The sequence below is a fragment of the Nocardioides sp. Z21_20 genome, from assembly GCF_059766585.1.
In genome coordinates this window covers 66,265-80,334 of record NZ_JCBAJX010000010.1, presented here as the reverse complement: position 1 = coordinate 80,334, position 14,070 = coordinate 66,265, and the positions used below count along the sequence as shown (strand labels likewise).

The 14,070-nt window shown below is 73.1% G+C and carries 17 protein-coding genes and 2 tRNA genes; 12 read left to right on the top strand and 7 right to left on the bottom strand.

The window, feature by feature from the left end:
• Positions 1-6: 6 nt before the first annotated feature.
• Positions 7-507: a thioredoxin-dependent thiol peroxidase gene (gene bcp, locus AC6EH9_RS15290; RefSeq protein WP_498424288.1), complete on the bottom strand. Its 501-nt coding sequence runs from the start codon at positions 505-507 to the stop codon at positions 7-9.
• Positions 508-597: 90 nt separating this feature from the next.
• Between bcp and AC6EH9_RS15285 the strand changes: the two genes are divergently transcribed.
• Genes AC6EH9_RS15285 through AC6EH9_RS15260 form a run of 6 tightly spaced genes read left to right on the top strand, consistent with a single transcriptional unit; the run spans position 598 to position 3,707 of the window.
• Positions 598-1,287: an energy-coupling factor ABC transporter permease gene (locus tag AC6EH9_RS15285; RefSeq protein WP_498424287.1), complete on the top strand. Its 690-nt coding sequence runs from the start codon at positions 598-600 to the stop codon at positions 1,285-1,287.
• Positions 1,284-1,628: a PDGLE domain-containing protein gene (locus AC6EH9_RS15280; protein WP_498424286.1), complete on the top strand. Its 345-nt coding sequence runs from the start codon at positions 1,284-1,286 to the stop codon at positions 1,626-1,628. Before AC6EH9_RS15285 ends, AC6EH9_RS15280 begins: the two co-directional genes overlap by 4 nt.
• A 1-nt stretch (position 1,629) precedes the next feature.
• Entirely contained in the window at positions 1,630-2,313 is a 684-nt protein-coding gene (cbiQ, locus tag AC6EH9_RS15275) for a cobalt ECF transporter T component CbiQ (RefSeq protein WP_498424285.1), read from the top strand.
• Complete coding sequence (locus tag AC6EH9_RS15270) at positions 2,310-3,074, top strand: energy-coupling factor ABC transporter ATP-binding protein (protein WP_498424284.1); 765 nt, start codon at positions 2,310-2,312, stop codon at positions 3,072-3,074. The genes cbiQ and AC6EH9_RS15270 overlap by 4 nt, the downstream gene beginning before the upstream one ends.
• A 49-nt stretch (positions 3,075-3,123) precedes the next feature.
• Positions 3,124-3,372 carry a DUF3618 domain-containing protein gene (locus tag AC6EH9_RS15265; RefSeq protein WP_498424283.1) on the top strand — a complete coding sequence of 83 codons (249 nt, stop codon included), beginning with the start codon at positions 3,124-3,126 and terminating at the stop codon, positions 3,370-3,372.
• 35 nt (positions 3,373-3,407) lie between these two features.
• Positions 3,408-3,707 (top strand): GroES family chaperonin, encoded by a 300-nt coding sequence (locus AC6EH9_RS15260; protein ID WP_498424371.1) that lies wholly within the window; start codon positions 3,408-3,410, stop codon positions 3,705-3,707.
• 115 nt (positions 3,708-3,822) lie between these two features.
• Here AC6EH9_RS15260 and AC6EH9_RS15255 read toward each other — a convergent pair whose 3' ends face one another.
• The 4 genes from AC6EH9_RS15255 to AC6EH9_RS15240 all read right to left on the bottom strand — a co-directional run bounded on the left by AC6EH9_RS15255 (position 3,823) and on the right by AC6EH9_RS15240 (position 7,826).
• Positions 3,823-4,305, bottom strand: coding sequence for a hypothetical protein (locus AC6EH9_RS15255; RefSeq protein ID WP_498424282.1), 483 nt, complete (start codon positions 4,303-4,305; stop codon positions 3,823-3,825).
• A gap of 133 nt (positions 4,306-4,438) precedes the next feature.
• Positions 4,439-5,962: an MFS transporter gene (locus AC6EH9_RS15250; protein ID WP_498424280.1), complete on the bottom strand. Its 1,524-nt coding sequence runs from the start codon at positions 5,960-5,962 to the stop codon at positions 4,439-4,441.
• Positions 5,963-6,080: 118 nt separating this feature from the next.
• Positions 6,081-6,156 (bottom strand) — tRNA-Lys (locus AC6EH9_RS15245).
• Between the two features lie 95 nt (positions 6,157-6,251).
• Positions 6,252-7,826 carry a phytoene desaturase family protein gene (locus AC6EH9_RS15240; protein ID WP_498424278.1) on the bottom strand — a complete coding sequence of 525 codons (1,575 nt, stop codon included), beginning with the start codon at positions 7,824-7,826 and terminating at the stop codon, positions 6,252-6,254.
• Positions 7,827-7,897: 71 nt separating this feature from the next.
• On the opposite strand from AC6EH9_RS15240, the gene AC6EH9_RS15235 reads away from it, so the two are divergent.
• The 3 genes from AC6EH9_RS15235 (at position 7,898) to AC6EH9_RS15225 (ending at position 10,904) form a co-directional block, all read left to right on the top strand.
• Positions 7,898-9,955 (top strand): penicillin acylase family protein, encoded by a 2,058-nt coding sequence (locus AC6EH9_RS15235; protein WP_498424277.1) that lies wholly within the window; start codon positions 7,898-7,900, stop codon positions 9,953-9,955.
• Positions 9,952-10,494 carry a GNAT family N-acetyltransferase gene (locus AC6EH9_RS15230; RefSeq protein ID WP_498424276.1) on the top strand — a complete coding sequence of 181 codons (543 nt, stop codon included), beginning with the start codon at positions 9,952-9,954 and terminating at the stop codon, positions 10,492-10,494. The genes AC6EH9_RS15235 and AC6EH9_RS15230 overlap by 4 nt, the downstream gene beginning before the upstream one ends.
• 95 nt (positions 10,495-10,589) lie before the next feature.
• A complete protein-coding gene (locus tag AC6EH9_RS15225; RefSeq protein WP_498424275.1) occupies positions 10,590-10,904 on the top strand; it encodes an STAS domain-containing protein in 315 nt (104 codons plus the stop codon).
• A 54-nt stretch (positions 10,905-10,958) separates the two neighbouring features.
• Here AC6EH9_RS15225 and AC6EH9_RS15220 read toward each other — a convergent pair.
• A tRNA-His gene (locus tag AC6EH9_RS15220) sits at positions 10,959-11,034 on the bottom strand.
• Between the two features lie 46 nt (positions 11,035-11,080).
• On the bottom strand, positions 11,081-11,728 hold the full coding sequence (orn, locus tag AC6EH9_RS15215; protein ID WP_498424273.1) for an oligoribonuclease: 648 nt from the start codon (positions 11,726-11,728) through the stop codon (positions 11,081-11,083).
• Between the two features lie 86 nt (positions 11,729-11,814).
• On the opposite strand from orn, the gene AC6EH9_RS15210 reads away from it, so the two are divergent.
• Genes AC6EH9_RS15210 through AC6EH9_RS15200 form a run of 3 tightly spaced genes read left to right on the top strand, consistent with a single transcriptional unit; the run spans position 11,815 to position 14,058 of the window.
• The gene (locus AC6EH9_RS15210) at positions 11,815-12,309 is read left to right on the top strand and encodes a MauE/DoxX family redox-associated membrane protein (protein ID WP_498424272.1); all 495 of its coding nucleotides are present in this window, start codon (positions 11,815-11,817) and stop codon (positions 12,307-12,309) included.
• Positions 12,293-13,036 (top strand): DsbA family protein, encoded by a 744-nt coding sequence (locus AC6EH9_RS15205; protein ID WP_498424270.1) that lies wholly within the window; start codon positions 12,293-12,295, stop codon positions 13,034-13,036. The genes AC6EH9_RS15210 and AC6EH9_RS15205 overlap by 17 nt, the downstream gene beginning before the upstream one ends.
• Positions 13,033-14,058 (top strand): adenosine deaminase, encoded by a 1,026-nt coding sequence (locus tag AC6EH9_RS15200; RefSeq protein ID WP_498424370.1) that lies wholly within the window; start codon positions 13,033-13,035, stop codon positions 14,056-14,058. Before AC6EH9_RS15205 ends, AC6EH9_RS15200 begins: the two co-directional genes overlap by 4 nt.
• Positions 14,059-14,070: the final 12 nt, after the last annotated feature.

The window sequence follows — 14,070 nt, the reverse complement described above, 5'->3', positions numbered from 1 at the left end:
TAGGGGTCAGGCGAGGCCCAGGTCGCGACGCAGCTTGGCGACATGCCCGGTGGCCTTCACGTTGTACTGCGCGACCTCGACGCGGCCCTCGGCGTCGATCACGAACGTCGAGCGGATCACGCCCTGCACGACCTTGCCGTAGAGCTTCTTCTCGCCGAACGCGCCGTACGCCGTGAGCACGGCCTTGTCGGGGTCCGAGAGCAGCGGGAACGTGAGCGCGTCCCGCTCACGGAACTTCGCCAGCTTCTCCGGCTTGTCCGGCGAGATGCCGAGCACCTCGTAGCCGGCCGCCTGCAGGGAGGCGATGTTCTCGGTGAAGTCGCAGGCCTGCTTGGTGCACCCGGGCGTCATCGCGGCGGGGTAGAAGTAGACGATCACCTTGCGCCCGCGCAGGTCGGCCAGGCTCACCGGCTGCCCGGTGTCGTCGGGCAGCGTGAAGTCGGGGGCGGGGTCGCCGGGAGCGAGGCGGACGGACTCGGGCACGGTGCTCTCCTGTCGAACGGTCACCGCACGTAATGTGCAGATCTGTAGTGTGGGTATGACATGACCGTCACGGCGGCCGCACCAAACCTACCGACGGCGCCAGGAGGTACCCGCATGCACGTCCCCGATGGCTTCCTGGACGCACCGACCTCGGTGACCACCGGCGTCGTCGCCGCGGTCGGCGTCGCGGTCGCCCTGCGCCAGGCGCGCAACGAGCTCGACGACCGGACCGCCCCGATGGCCGGGCTGGTCGCTACGTTCATCTTCGCCGGCCAGATGATCAACTTCCCGGTCGGCGCCGGCACCAGCGGGCACCTGATGGGCGGTGCCCTCGCCGCGGTCCTGGTCGGCCCCTGGGTGGGGGTGCTGTGCGTCAGCGTGGTCCTCCTGGTCCAGGCGCTGCTGATGGCCGACGGCGGGATCACCGCGCTCGGCACCAACGTGACGCTGCTGGCCCTGGTCGGGGTCGGCGTCGGCTGGCTCATCTTCCGGGCGCTGCTCGCGGTCCTTCCGCGCCGGATCGCCTGCGTGCCACCCGCCGCGGCGCTGGCGGCGTTCGTGAGCGTGCCGGTCGCGGCGCTGGTGTTCACCGGCCTCTTCGCCGTCGGGGGTACGGCGCCGGTCGACGTGGGCACGCTGGCGACCGCGATGATCGGCTGGCACAGCCTGATCGGCGTCGGCGAGGCCCTGATCACCGGCCTGGTCGTGGGCAGCGTGGTCTCGGTGCGCCCCGACCTCGTGTACGGCGCGCGCCGGGCGCTGGCCCGGCGCACCCTCGAGATCCGCACCGCGGAGCGTGCATGAGCACCCGGCCCGACACCCCGGCCAGGAGGCGCGTCTCCACCCGCGCCCTGTGGTGGACCGGGCTGCTGGTGTCCCTGGTGATCGCCGCGGTGTTGAGCTTCTACGCCAGCAGCCACCCCGACGGGCTCGAGTCGGTCGCCGAGAAGGCCGGGTTCCTCGAGCAGGCCGAGGACTCCCCGGCCGCGGACAGCCCGCTCTCGGACTACCAGACCAAGGGCGTCGAGGACGAGCGGCTCAGCGGCGCGGTCGCCGGCGTCGTCGGGGCGGCCGTCGTGCTGGTGGTGACCGGGGGCCTCGCCTACGGGCTGCGCCGGCGCCGCGACCCGGACCGGGACGCCTGAGGTGGGCGCCGGTCACGGCCACCGGCTCCACTACCACGGACACAGCCGGGTCCACCGGGCCCCGGCGCACCTCAAGCTGGTGACGCTGGTGGCGTTCATGCTGCTGGTGGTGGCGACGCCGCACGACTGGTACGCCGTCTTCGGCGGCTACCTGCTCGTCGTGCTCGCGGTGATCGCCGCCTCGCAGGTGCCCGTCGGCTACGTCGCCAAGCGGATGATCGTCGAGGTCCCGTTCGTGGTGTTCGCGGTGCTGATGCCGTTCATCGCCACCGGCCCGCGGGTCGAGGTCGCCGGGATCGCGCTGTCCGAGCCGGGACTGGTGGCGGCCTTCGGCTTCCTCGCCAAGGCGACGCTCGGGGTGATGGCCTCGCTGACCCTGGCCGCCACCACCGAGCCGGTCGACCTGCTGCGCGGCCTGCAGCGGCTGCGGATGCCGGACCTGATCGTGCAGATCATGGGCTTCATGATCCGCTACCTCGACGTGGTCACCGCGGAGCTGGGCCGGATGGTGACCTCGATGAGGTCACGGGGCTGCGATCCGCGCTCGCCGCGCTACTGGCCGGTGCTGGCCCGCTCGCTGGGGGCGCTGTTCATCCGCTCCTACGAGCGCGGCGAGCGGGTCCACCTGGCGATGATCTCGCGCGGCTACACCGGCACCCTGCCCGACCTCGGAGGACGTCGATGAGCGTGCCGGTGCTCGACGTACGAGGTCTCGCCTACGCCTATCCCGACGGCCACCAGGCGCTCTACGGCGTCGACCTGCACGTGCACGCGGGGGAGCGGGTCGCGCTGCTCGGGCCCAACGGCGCCGGCAAGACCACGCTGGTGCTGCACCTCAACGGGATCCTGAGCGCCCAAGCGGGCTCGGTGGCGGTCAGCGGGCTGCCGGTGGAGAAGCGCAACCTCGCCGAGATCCGCCGCCGGGTCGGGATCGTCTTCCAGGACCCCGACGACCAGCTGTTCATGGCGAGCGTGCGCCAGGACGTCGCGTTCGGGCCGGCGAACGCCGGGGTGCGCGGCGCGGAGCTGGAGCGCCGGGTGATGGCGGCCCTGGACCGGGTCGGGATGGCGGACTTCGCCGACCGTCCGCCGCACCACCTCTCCTTCGGCCAGCGGCGCCGGGTGGCGGTGGCCACGGTGCTGGTGATGGAGCCGGAGATCCTGGTGCTCGACGAACCGTCCTCCAACCTCGACCCCGCCTCGCGCCGCGAGCTCGCCGACGTGCTCCGTTCGCTGGACGTGACGGTGCTGATGGTCACCCACGACCTGCCCTACGCCCTCGAGCTCTGTGCCCGCTCGGTGGTGCTGCACGACGGCGTCGTGGTGGCCGACGGGGCGACGTACGACGTGCTCACCGACGACGCGCTGATGAGGGCCAACCGGCTCGAGCTGCCGTTCGGCTTCGACCCGCGCAGCACGGGGCCGCCGCAGAGGGCCAAGGGTTGATAGCCTTCGACCCACCCGTCCGTCCCCACGTCCCCAGGAGCAGTGAGAAGTGAGCCAGGAGATGTCCTCCCTCGAGCACGAGATTGAGGAGACCCGCGAGCGTCTCGCCTCCACCATCGACCAGCTGGTCTACCGCGCCAGCCCCAAGACGATCGTGCGACGCGAGATCACGACCGTGAAGGCCTACTTCGTCGACGAGGCCACCGGTGCTCCCCGCACCGACAACATCATCAAGGTCGCGGGCGGCGTGCTGGGCACGATCGCGTTCTTCGTGCTCGCCCGCAAGATCACCCGCTGAACGCCGGCCTCGTGACGGACAAGACTCCGATCAAGATGCTCCACGACCGGATCCTCGTGGAGGTCGACACCGACGCGGGGGAGCGGCGCTCCTCGGGCGGGATCGTCATCCCGGCCACTGCCGCGATGGGCGCTCGGCGCCTGGCGTGGTCGCGGGTCGTCGCGGTCGGACCGCAGGCACGCTCGGTCGAGAAGGAGGACCGCGTGCTCTTCGACCCCGAGGACAAGGCGGAGGTCGAGGTCAACGGCGAGCTGTACGTCGTGATGCGTGAGCGCGACGTGCATGCGGTGGCCGCGGACCGCCTGGGCGACACCGCCACCGGGCTCTACCTCTGAGGTAGCCCACCGACCCAGGTGGGCACACACACGACCGGCCCGGCAGAAGCGTGACTTCTTCCGGGCCGGTCTGATGCTGCCTCAGATGCTGTGCTGACTCAGATGCGGTGCTGATTCAGATGCTGTGCTTGCCGCGGGTGCTGCTGTCGTCCACGCTCCCATCGACGCCGGTGCCGGTGGTGCCTGCGCTGGTCGACCCGGTGCCGGTCGTGGCGGGGTCGACGTGGGCGGCGGCCGCCTGCTCGTCGGCCGCGGCCGTGCCGCGGGGGTCGAGCTGCTCGGCGCGACGCAGCTGCTCGGCGTGCTGGGCGCGGTCGGCCTCGACGCGCTGCTGGTGCTCGCGCGCCGCTGCCTCGAGCTGCTGGGCCTCGGCCGCCTTGCGGTCGGCCTCGGCGCGCATCCGGGCCGCCTCGGCGTCGATCTCGCGTGCCTCGGCGGTGCGCTTGTTCAACTCGGGCTCGCGGCGTGCGGCCTCGTGTCGTAGTCGGGCGGCCTGCTCACGCTTCTTGGCCTTGGACTTCTTGCTCATCGCCACGGCGATCGCGGCGAGCGCGAGCACGACGATGACGGCGATGATGATCCAGCCCCACTCAGGCATGGTTCCTCCTAGCTCGGTGACCGAGGTCCGGTAACCCGATCGGGAGCGGCCAAACCTGGCCCTGGCGCGTCAGTGGGCGGCGAGGTGCTTGCGCCGACAGCTGCCGCGGCCGGAGCGTTCGGTCGGGCCCGGCTCAGTCGCGCTGCTCGCTCAGGTCGAACCCGCGGGGGACCAGGGCGAAGACGAGCAGCCCGACGACCAGCAGCGTGACCCCGCCGATGAGCCCGGTCTGGGTCAGGGCCTCGGCGAACGCCGCGCTGGCGAGGTGGGCCAGCTGGGGGAGCCCGGCGCTCGAGGCGATCGCGCCGGCGGCGCCCAGCGAGTCCTCGGCGGCAGCCGCCAGGGCCGGGTCCAGGCCCTGCGAGACGAGCGCGCCCAGGTCGAGGCGGGCGCCGTAGGTCACCGACGCGATGCTGCCCAGCACGGCGACGCCGAGCACCGTGCCCAGGTCGTAGGAGGTCTCCTCGATGGCGGCGGCGTTGCCCGCCTTCTCGGTGGGGGTGCTCGCCATGATGATGGCCGAGGCGATCGCCAGGGATCCTCCGCCCGCGCCGACCAGCGTCAGCGCGAGGGCCACCGCCGGGTAGGTCAGCTCTCCGGGGACCAGCGACAGCGAGAGGAGGCCGACACCGGCCACGCCCAGGCCGCCGGCCAGCGTGCTCCGGGCCCCGATCAGGGCGGCCAGCGACGGCGCCGCCGCCGAGGCGACAGCGGCGCCTGCGGCCAGCGGCAGCAGGTGCACGCCGGCGGCGAGCGGCGAGTGCCCCTCGACCAGCTGGAGCCACTGGGTGATCAACAGCAGCGCCGCGACCATCGCGAACATCGACGTCAGCGCGGCGAGGGTGCCGGCGGCGAAGGGGGCCCTCGCGAAGAGCCGGACCTCGAGCAGCGGGTCGGGGCGGCGCAGGCAGCGCAGCACGAACCAGCCGAGCAGGAGGACGGCGAGACCGGCCGCCGCCCACCCCGCCGGGTCGGTCAGGCTCTCCTCCTTGCCGAAGCGCTTCACGGCCCAGACCAGGGTGCTCATGCCGGCCACGGAGAGCACGGCCGCGACGTAGTCCCAGCGTCCCGGGTCGGGGTCGCGGGCCTCCGGCAGGATGACGGCTCCGGCCACGATCGCGGCCACCATCAGCGGCACGTTGACGAGGAAGGCCGCCTGCCAGCTGAAGTGCTCCAGCAGCAGGCCCCCGACGATCGGCCCGACCGCGATCCCGAGGGCTGAGGTGGCCGCCCAGACGCCGAGGGCGCTCGCCCGCTCCCCGGGGTCGGTGAAGACGCTGCGGATCAGCGACAGCGTGGTGGGCATGATCATCGCGCCCCCCACCCCGAGCAGGGCACGCACCGCGATCACGGCCCCCGGGCTGTCGGCCAGCCCGACCAGCGCGGAGGTGGCGCCGAAGACGACGAACCCGGCCAGCAGCATCCGCTTGCGGCCCCACCTGTCGGCCAGCGCGCTCATCGAGACCAGCAGCCCGGCCAGGACCAGCGAGTAGGCGTCGACCACCCACAGCTCCTCGTCCGCACTGGGCGCCAGATCGGCCGCCAGGTCGGGCAGGGCGACGATGAGCACGGTCATGTCCATCGACACCACGAGCAGGCTCGCCGACAGCACGGCCAGGGCCGCCCAGCGCTGGGGCTTGGACAATGAGGGCGTCATCTCCGCCCGATGTCTGGCCAACCCGTGTCTACCCATCTCGGGCGTGAGACTAGGCCCCGGCCTCGCGACCCAACGCAGCAGGCCCCCGGCCGACTGTGTCGGACGAGGGCCTGCTGGGTGGTACGCCATCGCGGACTCGAACCGCGAACCCGCTGATTAAGAGTCAGCTGCTCTGCCAATTGAGCTAATGGCGCACGCCGTGAAGCGAGATGAACTCTAACAGCGCCTTCTCCGAGAGGGGAAATCGAGGGGGGGTGAACCGGCCCCTGGGGGCGCCGCACGGCCGCATTCAGGCCTGCGCGAGCACCGCCTGCGCGGCGTTGTGGCCCGCGATCCCGCTGACCGCGCCGCCGCGTCGCGCCCCGGAGCCGCACAGCAGCACCGAGTCGACGGGCGTCTGCACGCCCCACTGCTGGGCCGGGGTCTCCAGCCGGGAGCGGGTCGGCGCCCACGGCCAGTCGAGGTCGCCGTGGAAGATGTGCCCGCCGGGCATGGCCAGCTCGCGCTCGATGTCCTGGGGGATCTTGACCTCGATGCACGGCTCCCCGTGCGCGTCCCGGGTGAGGCAGCCGTCGATGGGCTCGGCGAGGTGCTCGTCGAGGGAGACCAGGGCGCGCCGAAGCGCGTCGGCCTTGACGCCCTCGGGGTCGCGCGCGAACACCGAGGCCGGCGTGTGCAGCCCGAAGTAGGTGAGGGTCTGCCGGCCCGCGTCCTGCGGGTCGCCGAGGATCGAGGGGTCGCTGATCGAGTGGCAGTAGACCTCCCCGGGCAGCCGCTCGGGCAGCCGCCCCTCGGCTGCCGTGCGGTACGCCGCCTCGAGGTCGGCGTAGCCCTCGCCGAGGTGCAGGGTGCCGGCGAAGGCCACCGCCGGGTCCACGCCCGACTTCAGCCGCGGCAGCCGGTCCAGCAGCATGTTGACCTTCAGCTGGGAGCCCTCCGGCTTGGTGGCGGGGTCCTCCGGCTCGCCCATCAGGATCTGCAGCACCCACGGGGCGACGCCTGCCAGCACCCGCCGCCCGGTGACCGAGCGGCGCCCCTCGTCGCCGTCCCAGGTCACCTCGGCACCCGCCGCGTCGGCGCGGATGGAGCTGACGCCCGCCCCGGTGAGGATCTCCGCCCCGGCCTCGGCGGCGCGGGCGCGCAGGGCGTCGGTGAGGGCGCCCATCCCGCCCACGGGCACCCGCCACTCGCCGGTGCCGTTGCCGATCAGGTGGTAGAGGAAGCACCGGTTCTGGATCAGCGAGGGGTCGTGCAGCGAGGCGAAGGTGCCGATCAGGGCGTCGGTGGCGACCACGCCGCGCACGGTGTCGTCGCGCAGCCGTGACTCGATCGCCACTCCGAGCGGCTCGGTGACGAAGTCGCGCCACACCCCGGGGTCGACCTGCCCGCGCACCGCGCGCTCATGGGGCAGCGGCTGCAGCAGGGTGGGGGCCACCACCCGGGCCAGGGCCGCGACGTCGGCGTAGAGCGCGCGCCACGCGTCGTACTCGTCGTCGGAGCCGGTCAGGGCGCGGAAGGAGGCACGGGTCGCCTCGCCCTCGGGGCGCTCGACCAGCAGGCCGCCGGGTCGTCCCTCGCGCAGCGTCGGGGTGTACGACGCGGTGGAGCGCGAGGTGAGCCGGACATCGAGGTCGAGGTCGGCCATCAGCTCGTCGGGCATCAGGCTGACCAGGTAGGAGTAGCGCGACATCCGGGCCGCGAGGCCGGGGAAGGCCGGCGTGGAGACGGCGGCGCCGCCGGTGCGCGCCAGCCTCTCCAGGAGCAGGACCGAGAGCCCGGCCCGGGCCAGGTAGGCCGCCGAGACGAGCCCGTTGTGCCCTCCTCCGACGATCACGACGTCATAGTGGCTGCGAGATGTCGGCATTGAGCCAACCTAGCCGCCGGTGACCGACCGGGGGGTTAGGGTGTCCTAACTTCATCGACAGGGGGGGCGGCGTGGCCCGGATCTTCCGTGATGCCCGGGGCATCGCGCACGTGCTGGGCCGCGACGCGAACGACACCGCGCACGGGCAGGGCGTGGCGATGGCGCGGGACCGCTCCTGGCAGCTCGAGCACCAGCGCCGACGCGCCACCGGGACCAGCGCCGAGCTCCTCGGCGCCCCGGCACTCGCCTGGGACCGGCTGGCACGGCGCGCCGGGATCGCCGCCGCCGCCGAGCGTGCCCATGCCGCGCTGGGGGAGGAGACGCGCGCCTTCGTCGCGTCGTACGTGCGGGGCGTCAACGACGCCCTGCACGCCGACACCCCCGAGTTCGCGGCGCTCGGCGCGCAGCCCCTCGCCTGGGAGCCGTGGACCCCGGTGGCGGTGTTCCTCTCCCAGCACCTGCTGTTCGCCAACCTCACCGCCAAGCTGTGGCGCACCCATGCCCGCAGCGTGTTGGGCGAGGAGGCCGACCTGCTCTCGCACGAGGGGCCGAGCAGCAGCGGGAGCAACGCGTGGGCGGTGGGCGGGCAGCGCACCGCCAGCGGGAGCCCCCTGCTGGCCGGCGACCCGCACCGGGTGATCGAGGCCCCCGGGGTGTACGCACAGGTCCGGCTGGCGTGCCCGGAGTTCGACGTCGTGGGGTTCGCCTTCCCCGGGGTGCCGGGCATCCAGCACTTCGGCCACGCCGGCTCGGTGGCCTGGGCGATCACCAACGCGATGGCGGAGACCCAGGACCTGTACGCCGAGCGGCTGCGCCGCGACGGCGAGGGCCGGGTCGAGGCCCGGGGGCCGCAGGGCTGGGAGCCCGCCCGCAGCCACACCGAGACGATCCTGGTGCGCGGCGCGGAGCCGGCCACGGTGGAGGTGGTGCTCACCGCGCGTGGCCCGGTGATCTCCGGCGAGGTGGGCGACGGCCGGCCGATCAGCCTGCGCACCCCGCCCGACGTGCTCGGCCAGTGCGGCTTCGACGCGCTGCTGCCGCTGCTGCGAGCGCGCACCGCCGACGACGTCGACGCCGCCCTCGAGCACTGGGTGGAGCCGGTGAACAACGTGCTGGTCGCCGACACCGCGGGCACGGTGCGCTACCGGATCGCCGGCCGGGTGCCGGTCCGGGCGGAGGCGAACCGGCACACGGTGGTGCCCGCCGACGCGCCCGGGGGCGAGTGGACCGGCTGGCTGGGCGAGGACCACCGCGAGGACGTGGCGCCGGCCGGGCACGTGGTCACCGCCAACGAGCGCCGCGGCCCGCACAGCGCGCGCCTCGGCGTGGAGTTCGCGCCACCGCACCGGGCCCGCCGGCTCACCCAGCTGCTCGAGGGGCGCACCGGGCTGTGCGCCGAGGATCTCGCCGCCATGCACGGCGACACCCTGCTGCTGGCGGCGCCGGCCTTCCAGGACCACGTGCGCGGGCTGCGCCCGGACGGCCCCGGACAGGGCGTCCGGGCCCTGATCCTGGCGTGGGACGGCCGGATGGACGCCGACTCGCCCGGGGCGGCGGCGTTCACCGCCTGGCGCTCGGCCCTGACGCAGCGGCTCGTGGCCCAGGGCCCGCTCGCCGAGCTCGCCGCCACCCCCGCCCCCTACGACGAGGCGTTCCGGCCCTGGCTGGATGTGCAGGCCCGGGTGGGCCTGGCCCTGGAGGCGCTGCTCGCCGCGGACCGGCCGTTCGGGCTCGACGTGGCGCGGGCCGCGACGCAGGCCCTCGACGACGCGGCGGAGCGCCTCGACCCCTGGGGAGCCAGGCACGTGCTGACCCCGGTGCACGCCTTCGAGGTCGCCGACGAGGATCTGCACCCGCCCGCGCTGGCCTCCGCGCCGCTGTCCGGGGACAACGACACCGTCCGGTGCACCTCGTCGCTGCCCGGCCTCACCGACGAGTGCTGGCGCGGATCGGCCGCGCGCTACGTCTGGGACCTCGCCGACCCGGCGGCCAGCCTCTGGGTGGTGCCGCTCGGCGCCGCCGGCGACCCACGCAGCCCGCACCACGACGACCAGCAACGGGCCTGGCTGGAGGCCCGACTGGTGCCGGTCGTCACCGATTGGGACCAACTGAGCGAGGAGCACGCATGACCTGGAGCACCCGGCTGCCCGACCTGGGCCGCCTGGACGTCGCGCCGGTGGACCCGCAGGCCGACGCCGCGCTGCTGCACGCCTGGGTGACCCAGGAGCGGGCCCGCTTCTGGATGATGTCGGACCACACCGTCGAGGAGGTGGGCGAGGTGTACGCCTGGATCGACCGCCAGCCCACGCACCACGCCTGGCTGGTCCGCCTCGAGGGTGAGCCGGTGGCGCTGTTCCAGGACTACGACCCGCGCGCCGAGGCGGTGGGGGAGACCTACCCGGTCCGCGAGGGCGACCTCGGCATCCACCTCTTCCTTGCCGAGGCCCGGAACCCTCGCCCCGGGTTCACCTCCGCGGTGGTCGCCGCGCTGCTGGCGAGGTCCCTGGCGGCGCCCGGCGTACGACGCCTGGTCGCCGACCCCGACGTGCGCAACGGCGCCGCGCTGGCCCGCTTCGCGCGGCTCGGCTTCTCCCGCGGGCCGGTCGTCGAGCTGCCCCAGAAGACCGCCCAGCTGCTCTTCCGGGAGCCGGACGCCGCCGGGGCCTAGACCACCGCAGCGCGGCCCGTAACCTGCGCGGCGGCGCAGGGTTGTCGGTGCGTCGTCCCTGTCCCCGTCTCGGGCACGCGCAGAAGAGAAGAGTCATGAACACCAGCATCACCACGGTCTCCGGCCCGACCACCACGATCCGCGTCACCGGTGCGCTCGACCTCCCGGCCGCCGCCCGGCTCACCCTGGCGCTGCAGGACGTCGACCGGGCCTCGTGTCGCCGGCTCCAGCTCGACCTGGCCGGCGTCACGTTCGCCGACTGCGCGGGGCTGAGCGTGCTGATCGCGGCGCACCGCCAGTTCCGCGGGGCGCCCACCCGGCTGCGGGTGGGGCCGGTGAGCCCCGCCGTACGGCGCATCGTCGCGCTCGCCCGGGTGGAGCGGATCCTGGACCCGCTGATCGCGGCCTGAGAACGAGAAAAGACCCCCTCCCTCCTGCGTGCAGGGGAGAGGGGGTCTTTTGCTTGGGGTGAACGACGGGACTTGAACCCGCGACATCCGCGACCACAACGCGGCGCTCTACCAACTGAGCTACGCCCACCATGGTTCCGGCGCAGGGCCGGAACGCAGAAGAAGTGTAACGGGTGTCAGACGCCGGGTTGACCACCGGGGGTCGGAGCGGGATCGGCGAGCCCGGTCAGCGCCCCGCCGTGGCGGGCGGCGATCGCGCGGGCGGTCTCGCTGTCGGGGCCCGGCGGCGGCACGAAGACGGCCTCGCGGTAGTAGCGAAGCTCCTCGATGCTCTCCTGGATGTCGGCCAGGGCGCGGTGGTTGCCGCGCTTGGCCGGGGCCTGGAAGTAGGCCCGGGGGAACCACCGGCGGGAGAGCTCCTTGATCGAGGAGACGTCCACGATCCGGTAGTGCAGGAACGACTCGAGCGTCACCATGTCGCGCGCCAGGAAGGCCCGGTCGGTGGCCACCGTGTTCCCGGCCAGCGGCGGGCGGCTGCCGTCGGGGCAGTGCTCGCGGATGTAGCCGAGCACCTGCTCCTCCGCCTCGCCCAGGGTGAGGCCGCGCTCCAGCTCGGTGAGCAGACCGGACTTCTCGTGCATGTCGCGCACGAAGTCACCCATCTGGTCGATCGCCTCGGCGGGGGGCTTGATGATCAGGTCGACACCCTCGCCCAGCACGTTCAGGTCGAAGTCGGTAACCAGGGCGGCGACCTCGATGAGGGCGTCGGCGCGCAGGTCGAGGCCGGTCATCTCGCAGTCGATCCAGACAAGTCGTTCGTTCACGATCAACCACACTACCCACGGGACTTATGGCCTGCTTGCAGGGTGTTGCTCAGCAAGCCCTCAGCCGAGCCGTCTAGGGTCGAGGCGTGTGGCACTGGCTGGGACTCCTGGGGCGCGTCGTCGTCGGTGGCATCTGGATCGTCGCCGGGGCGCTGAAGATCCCCGATCCCGCGGCCAGCGTCCGCGCGGTGCGGGCCTACGACCTGCTCCCCGAGGCGATCGTCCCGGCGGTGGGCTACCTGCTGCCGGTGCTCGAGGTCGTCGTCGGCGTGTGCCTGGTCCTCGGACTGCTGGTGCGCTTCAACGCGCTGATCTCGGCGCTGCTCAACGCGGCGTTCATCGTGGGCATCTCCGCGGCCTGGGCGCGCGGGATGTCCATCGACTGCGGGTGCTTCGGCGGCGGTGGCGTGCAGGCAGGGGCCGAGGACAAGTACCCCGGGGAGATCGCCCGCGACGTCGTGCTGATGCTGGTCTCCCTCGCGCTCGCCTGGCGCCCCCGCACCAGGCTTGCGCTCGACAATTGGCTGTTCGGGCTCTCCCGCCCGGTCACGAGAGGAATGACGAATGTCGAAGAAGGCTAGCCAGCAGTCCCGCGCGGAGCGTGCGGCGGCGGCGTTGCAGGAGCAGAGGGCGCGTGAGCGCAACTCCCGGTTGGCCATCGTCGGTGCCGTGATCGCCGTGCTCGTGGTGATCGTGGGGGGTGGGGTGTGGTGGAACGCCTCACGCGACAGCACCGGCAGCGAGCCCTCCGCGGCGCCCGCCGGCACCACCGACGACTACGGCATCGTGCTGGGCGAGGAGTCCGCGCCCAAGACCGTCACCATCTACGAGGACCTGCTCTGCCCCAACTGCGCGATGTTCGAGGAGGTCGTCAGCGACGACCTGCGCGAGGCGGTCGAGGCGGGCAAGATCAAGCTGGAGTTCCGGCTGGTGTCCTTCCTGGACCAGGCCTCCACCAACGAGTACTCCTCGCGTGCGCTCAACGCCGCGCTGGTCGTCCTGGACACCTCCGGCAAGGACGTCTTCTGGGACTTCCACGACATGCTGATGGACCAGCAGCCCGCCGAGGGCGGCCCCGGCCAGAGCGACGACGAGCTGATCGAGATGGCGGTCGAGGCCGGCGCCGACGAAGACGCGATCCGCAAGCCGATCGAGGACAAGGTCTTCGAGCAGTGGGGTGCCAACGCCACCGACGAGATGTCGAAGAACGGCGTCAACGGCACCCCGACCACGCTGGTGGACGGCGAGGTGCTCGAGGGCGAGACGCTGCAGGAGATGGCGGACAAGCTCAACGAGGCCATCTCCTGAGCGCGCCGGGCGACCTCTCGGAGTTCATCGCCGGGCTGCCGAAGGCCGAGCTCCACGTGCACCAGGTGGGCTCGGCCTCGCCCCGGATCGTCTCCGAGCTGGCCGCCCGGCATCCCGGCACGGTGCCCGCCGACCCCGAGGCGCTGCGCGAGTTCATGACCTTCCGCGACTTCGCGCACTTCATCGAGGTCTACGTCGCTGTCGTCGACCTGATCCGGACCCCCGAGGACATCCGGCTGCTGACCTACGAGGTGGCCCGGGAGATGGCCCAGGGCCAGCAGGTCCGCTACGCCGAGCTCACCTGCACGCCGTACACCTCGGTGCTGGCGGGGGTGCCGATCGAGGCCTACACCGAGGCCATCGAGGACGCCCGCGTGCACGCCGAGCGCGACTTCGGGATCAGCCTGCGCTGGATCTACGACATCCCCGGGGAGCTCGGCCTGCCCGCGGCGGAGGCGACCCTGGAGTACGCGCTGAGGCACCGCACCGAGGCGCTCGTCGGGTTCGGGCTGGGCGGTCCCGAGATCGGCGTCCCGCGCGCGCAGTTCCAGCCGCACTTCGACGCCGCCCGCGCGGCCGAGCTGCACAGCGTGCCGCACGCCGGCGAGACCACCGGCCCGGAGACGATCTGGGACGCGCTGCGCCTGCTCGGCGCCGAGCGGATCGGGCACGGCACCTCCGCGGTGCGCGACCCGGCCCTGGTCGCGCACCTGGCCGAGCACCGGATCCCGCTGGAGGTCTGCCCGACCTCCAACCTCGCCACCCGGGCGGTGCCGAGCCTCGCGGAGCACCCGCTGCGCGCGCTGCACGAGGCCGGCGTCGTGGTCACCGTGAACAGCGACGACCCGCCCATGTTCGCGACCACGCTGAACCGTGAGTACCAGCTGGCCGCGGGCCTGCTCGAGCTCGACCGGGCGGGCGTCGCGGCCCTCGCGGTCGCGGCCGTCGACGCGTCGTTCCTCGACGAGGCGGGCAAGGCAGGCCTGCGCGCCGAGATCGCGGCGTACGCGGCGAGCGTCTGAGGGGGGTCATGC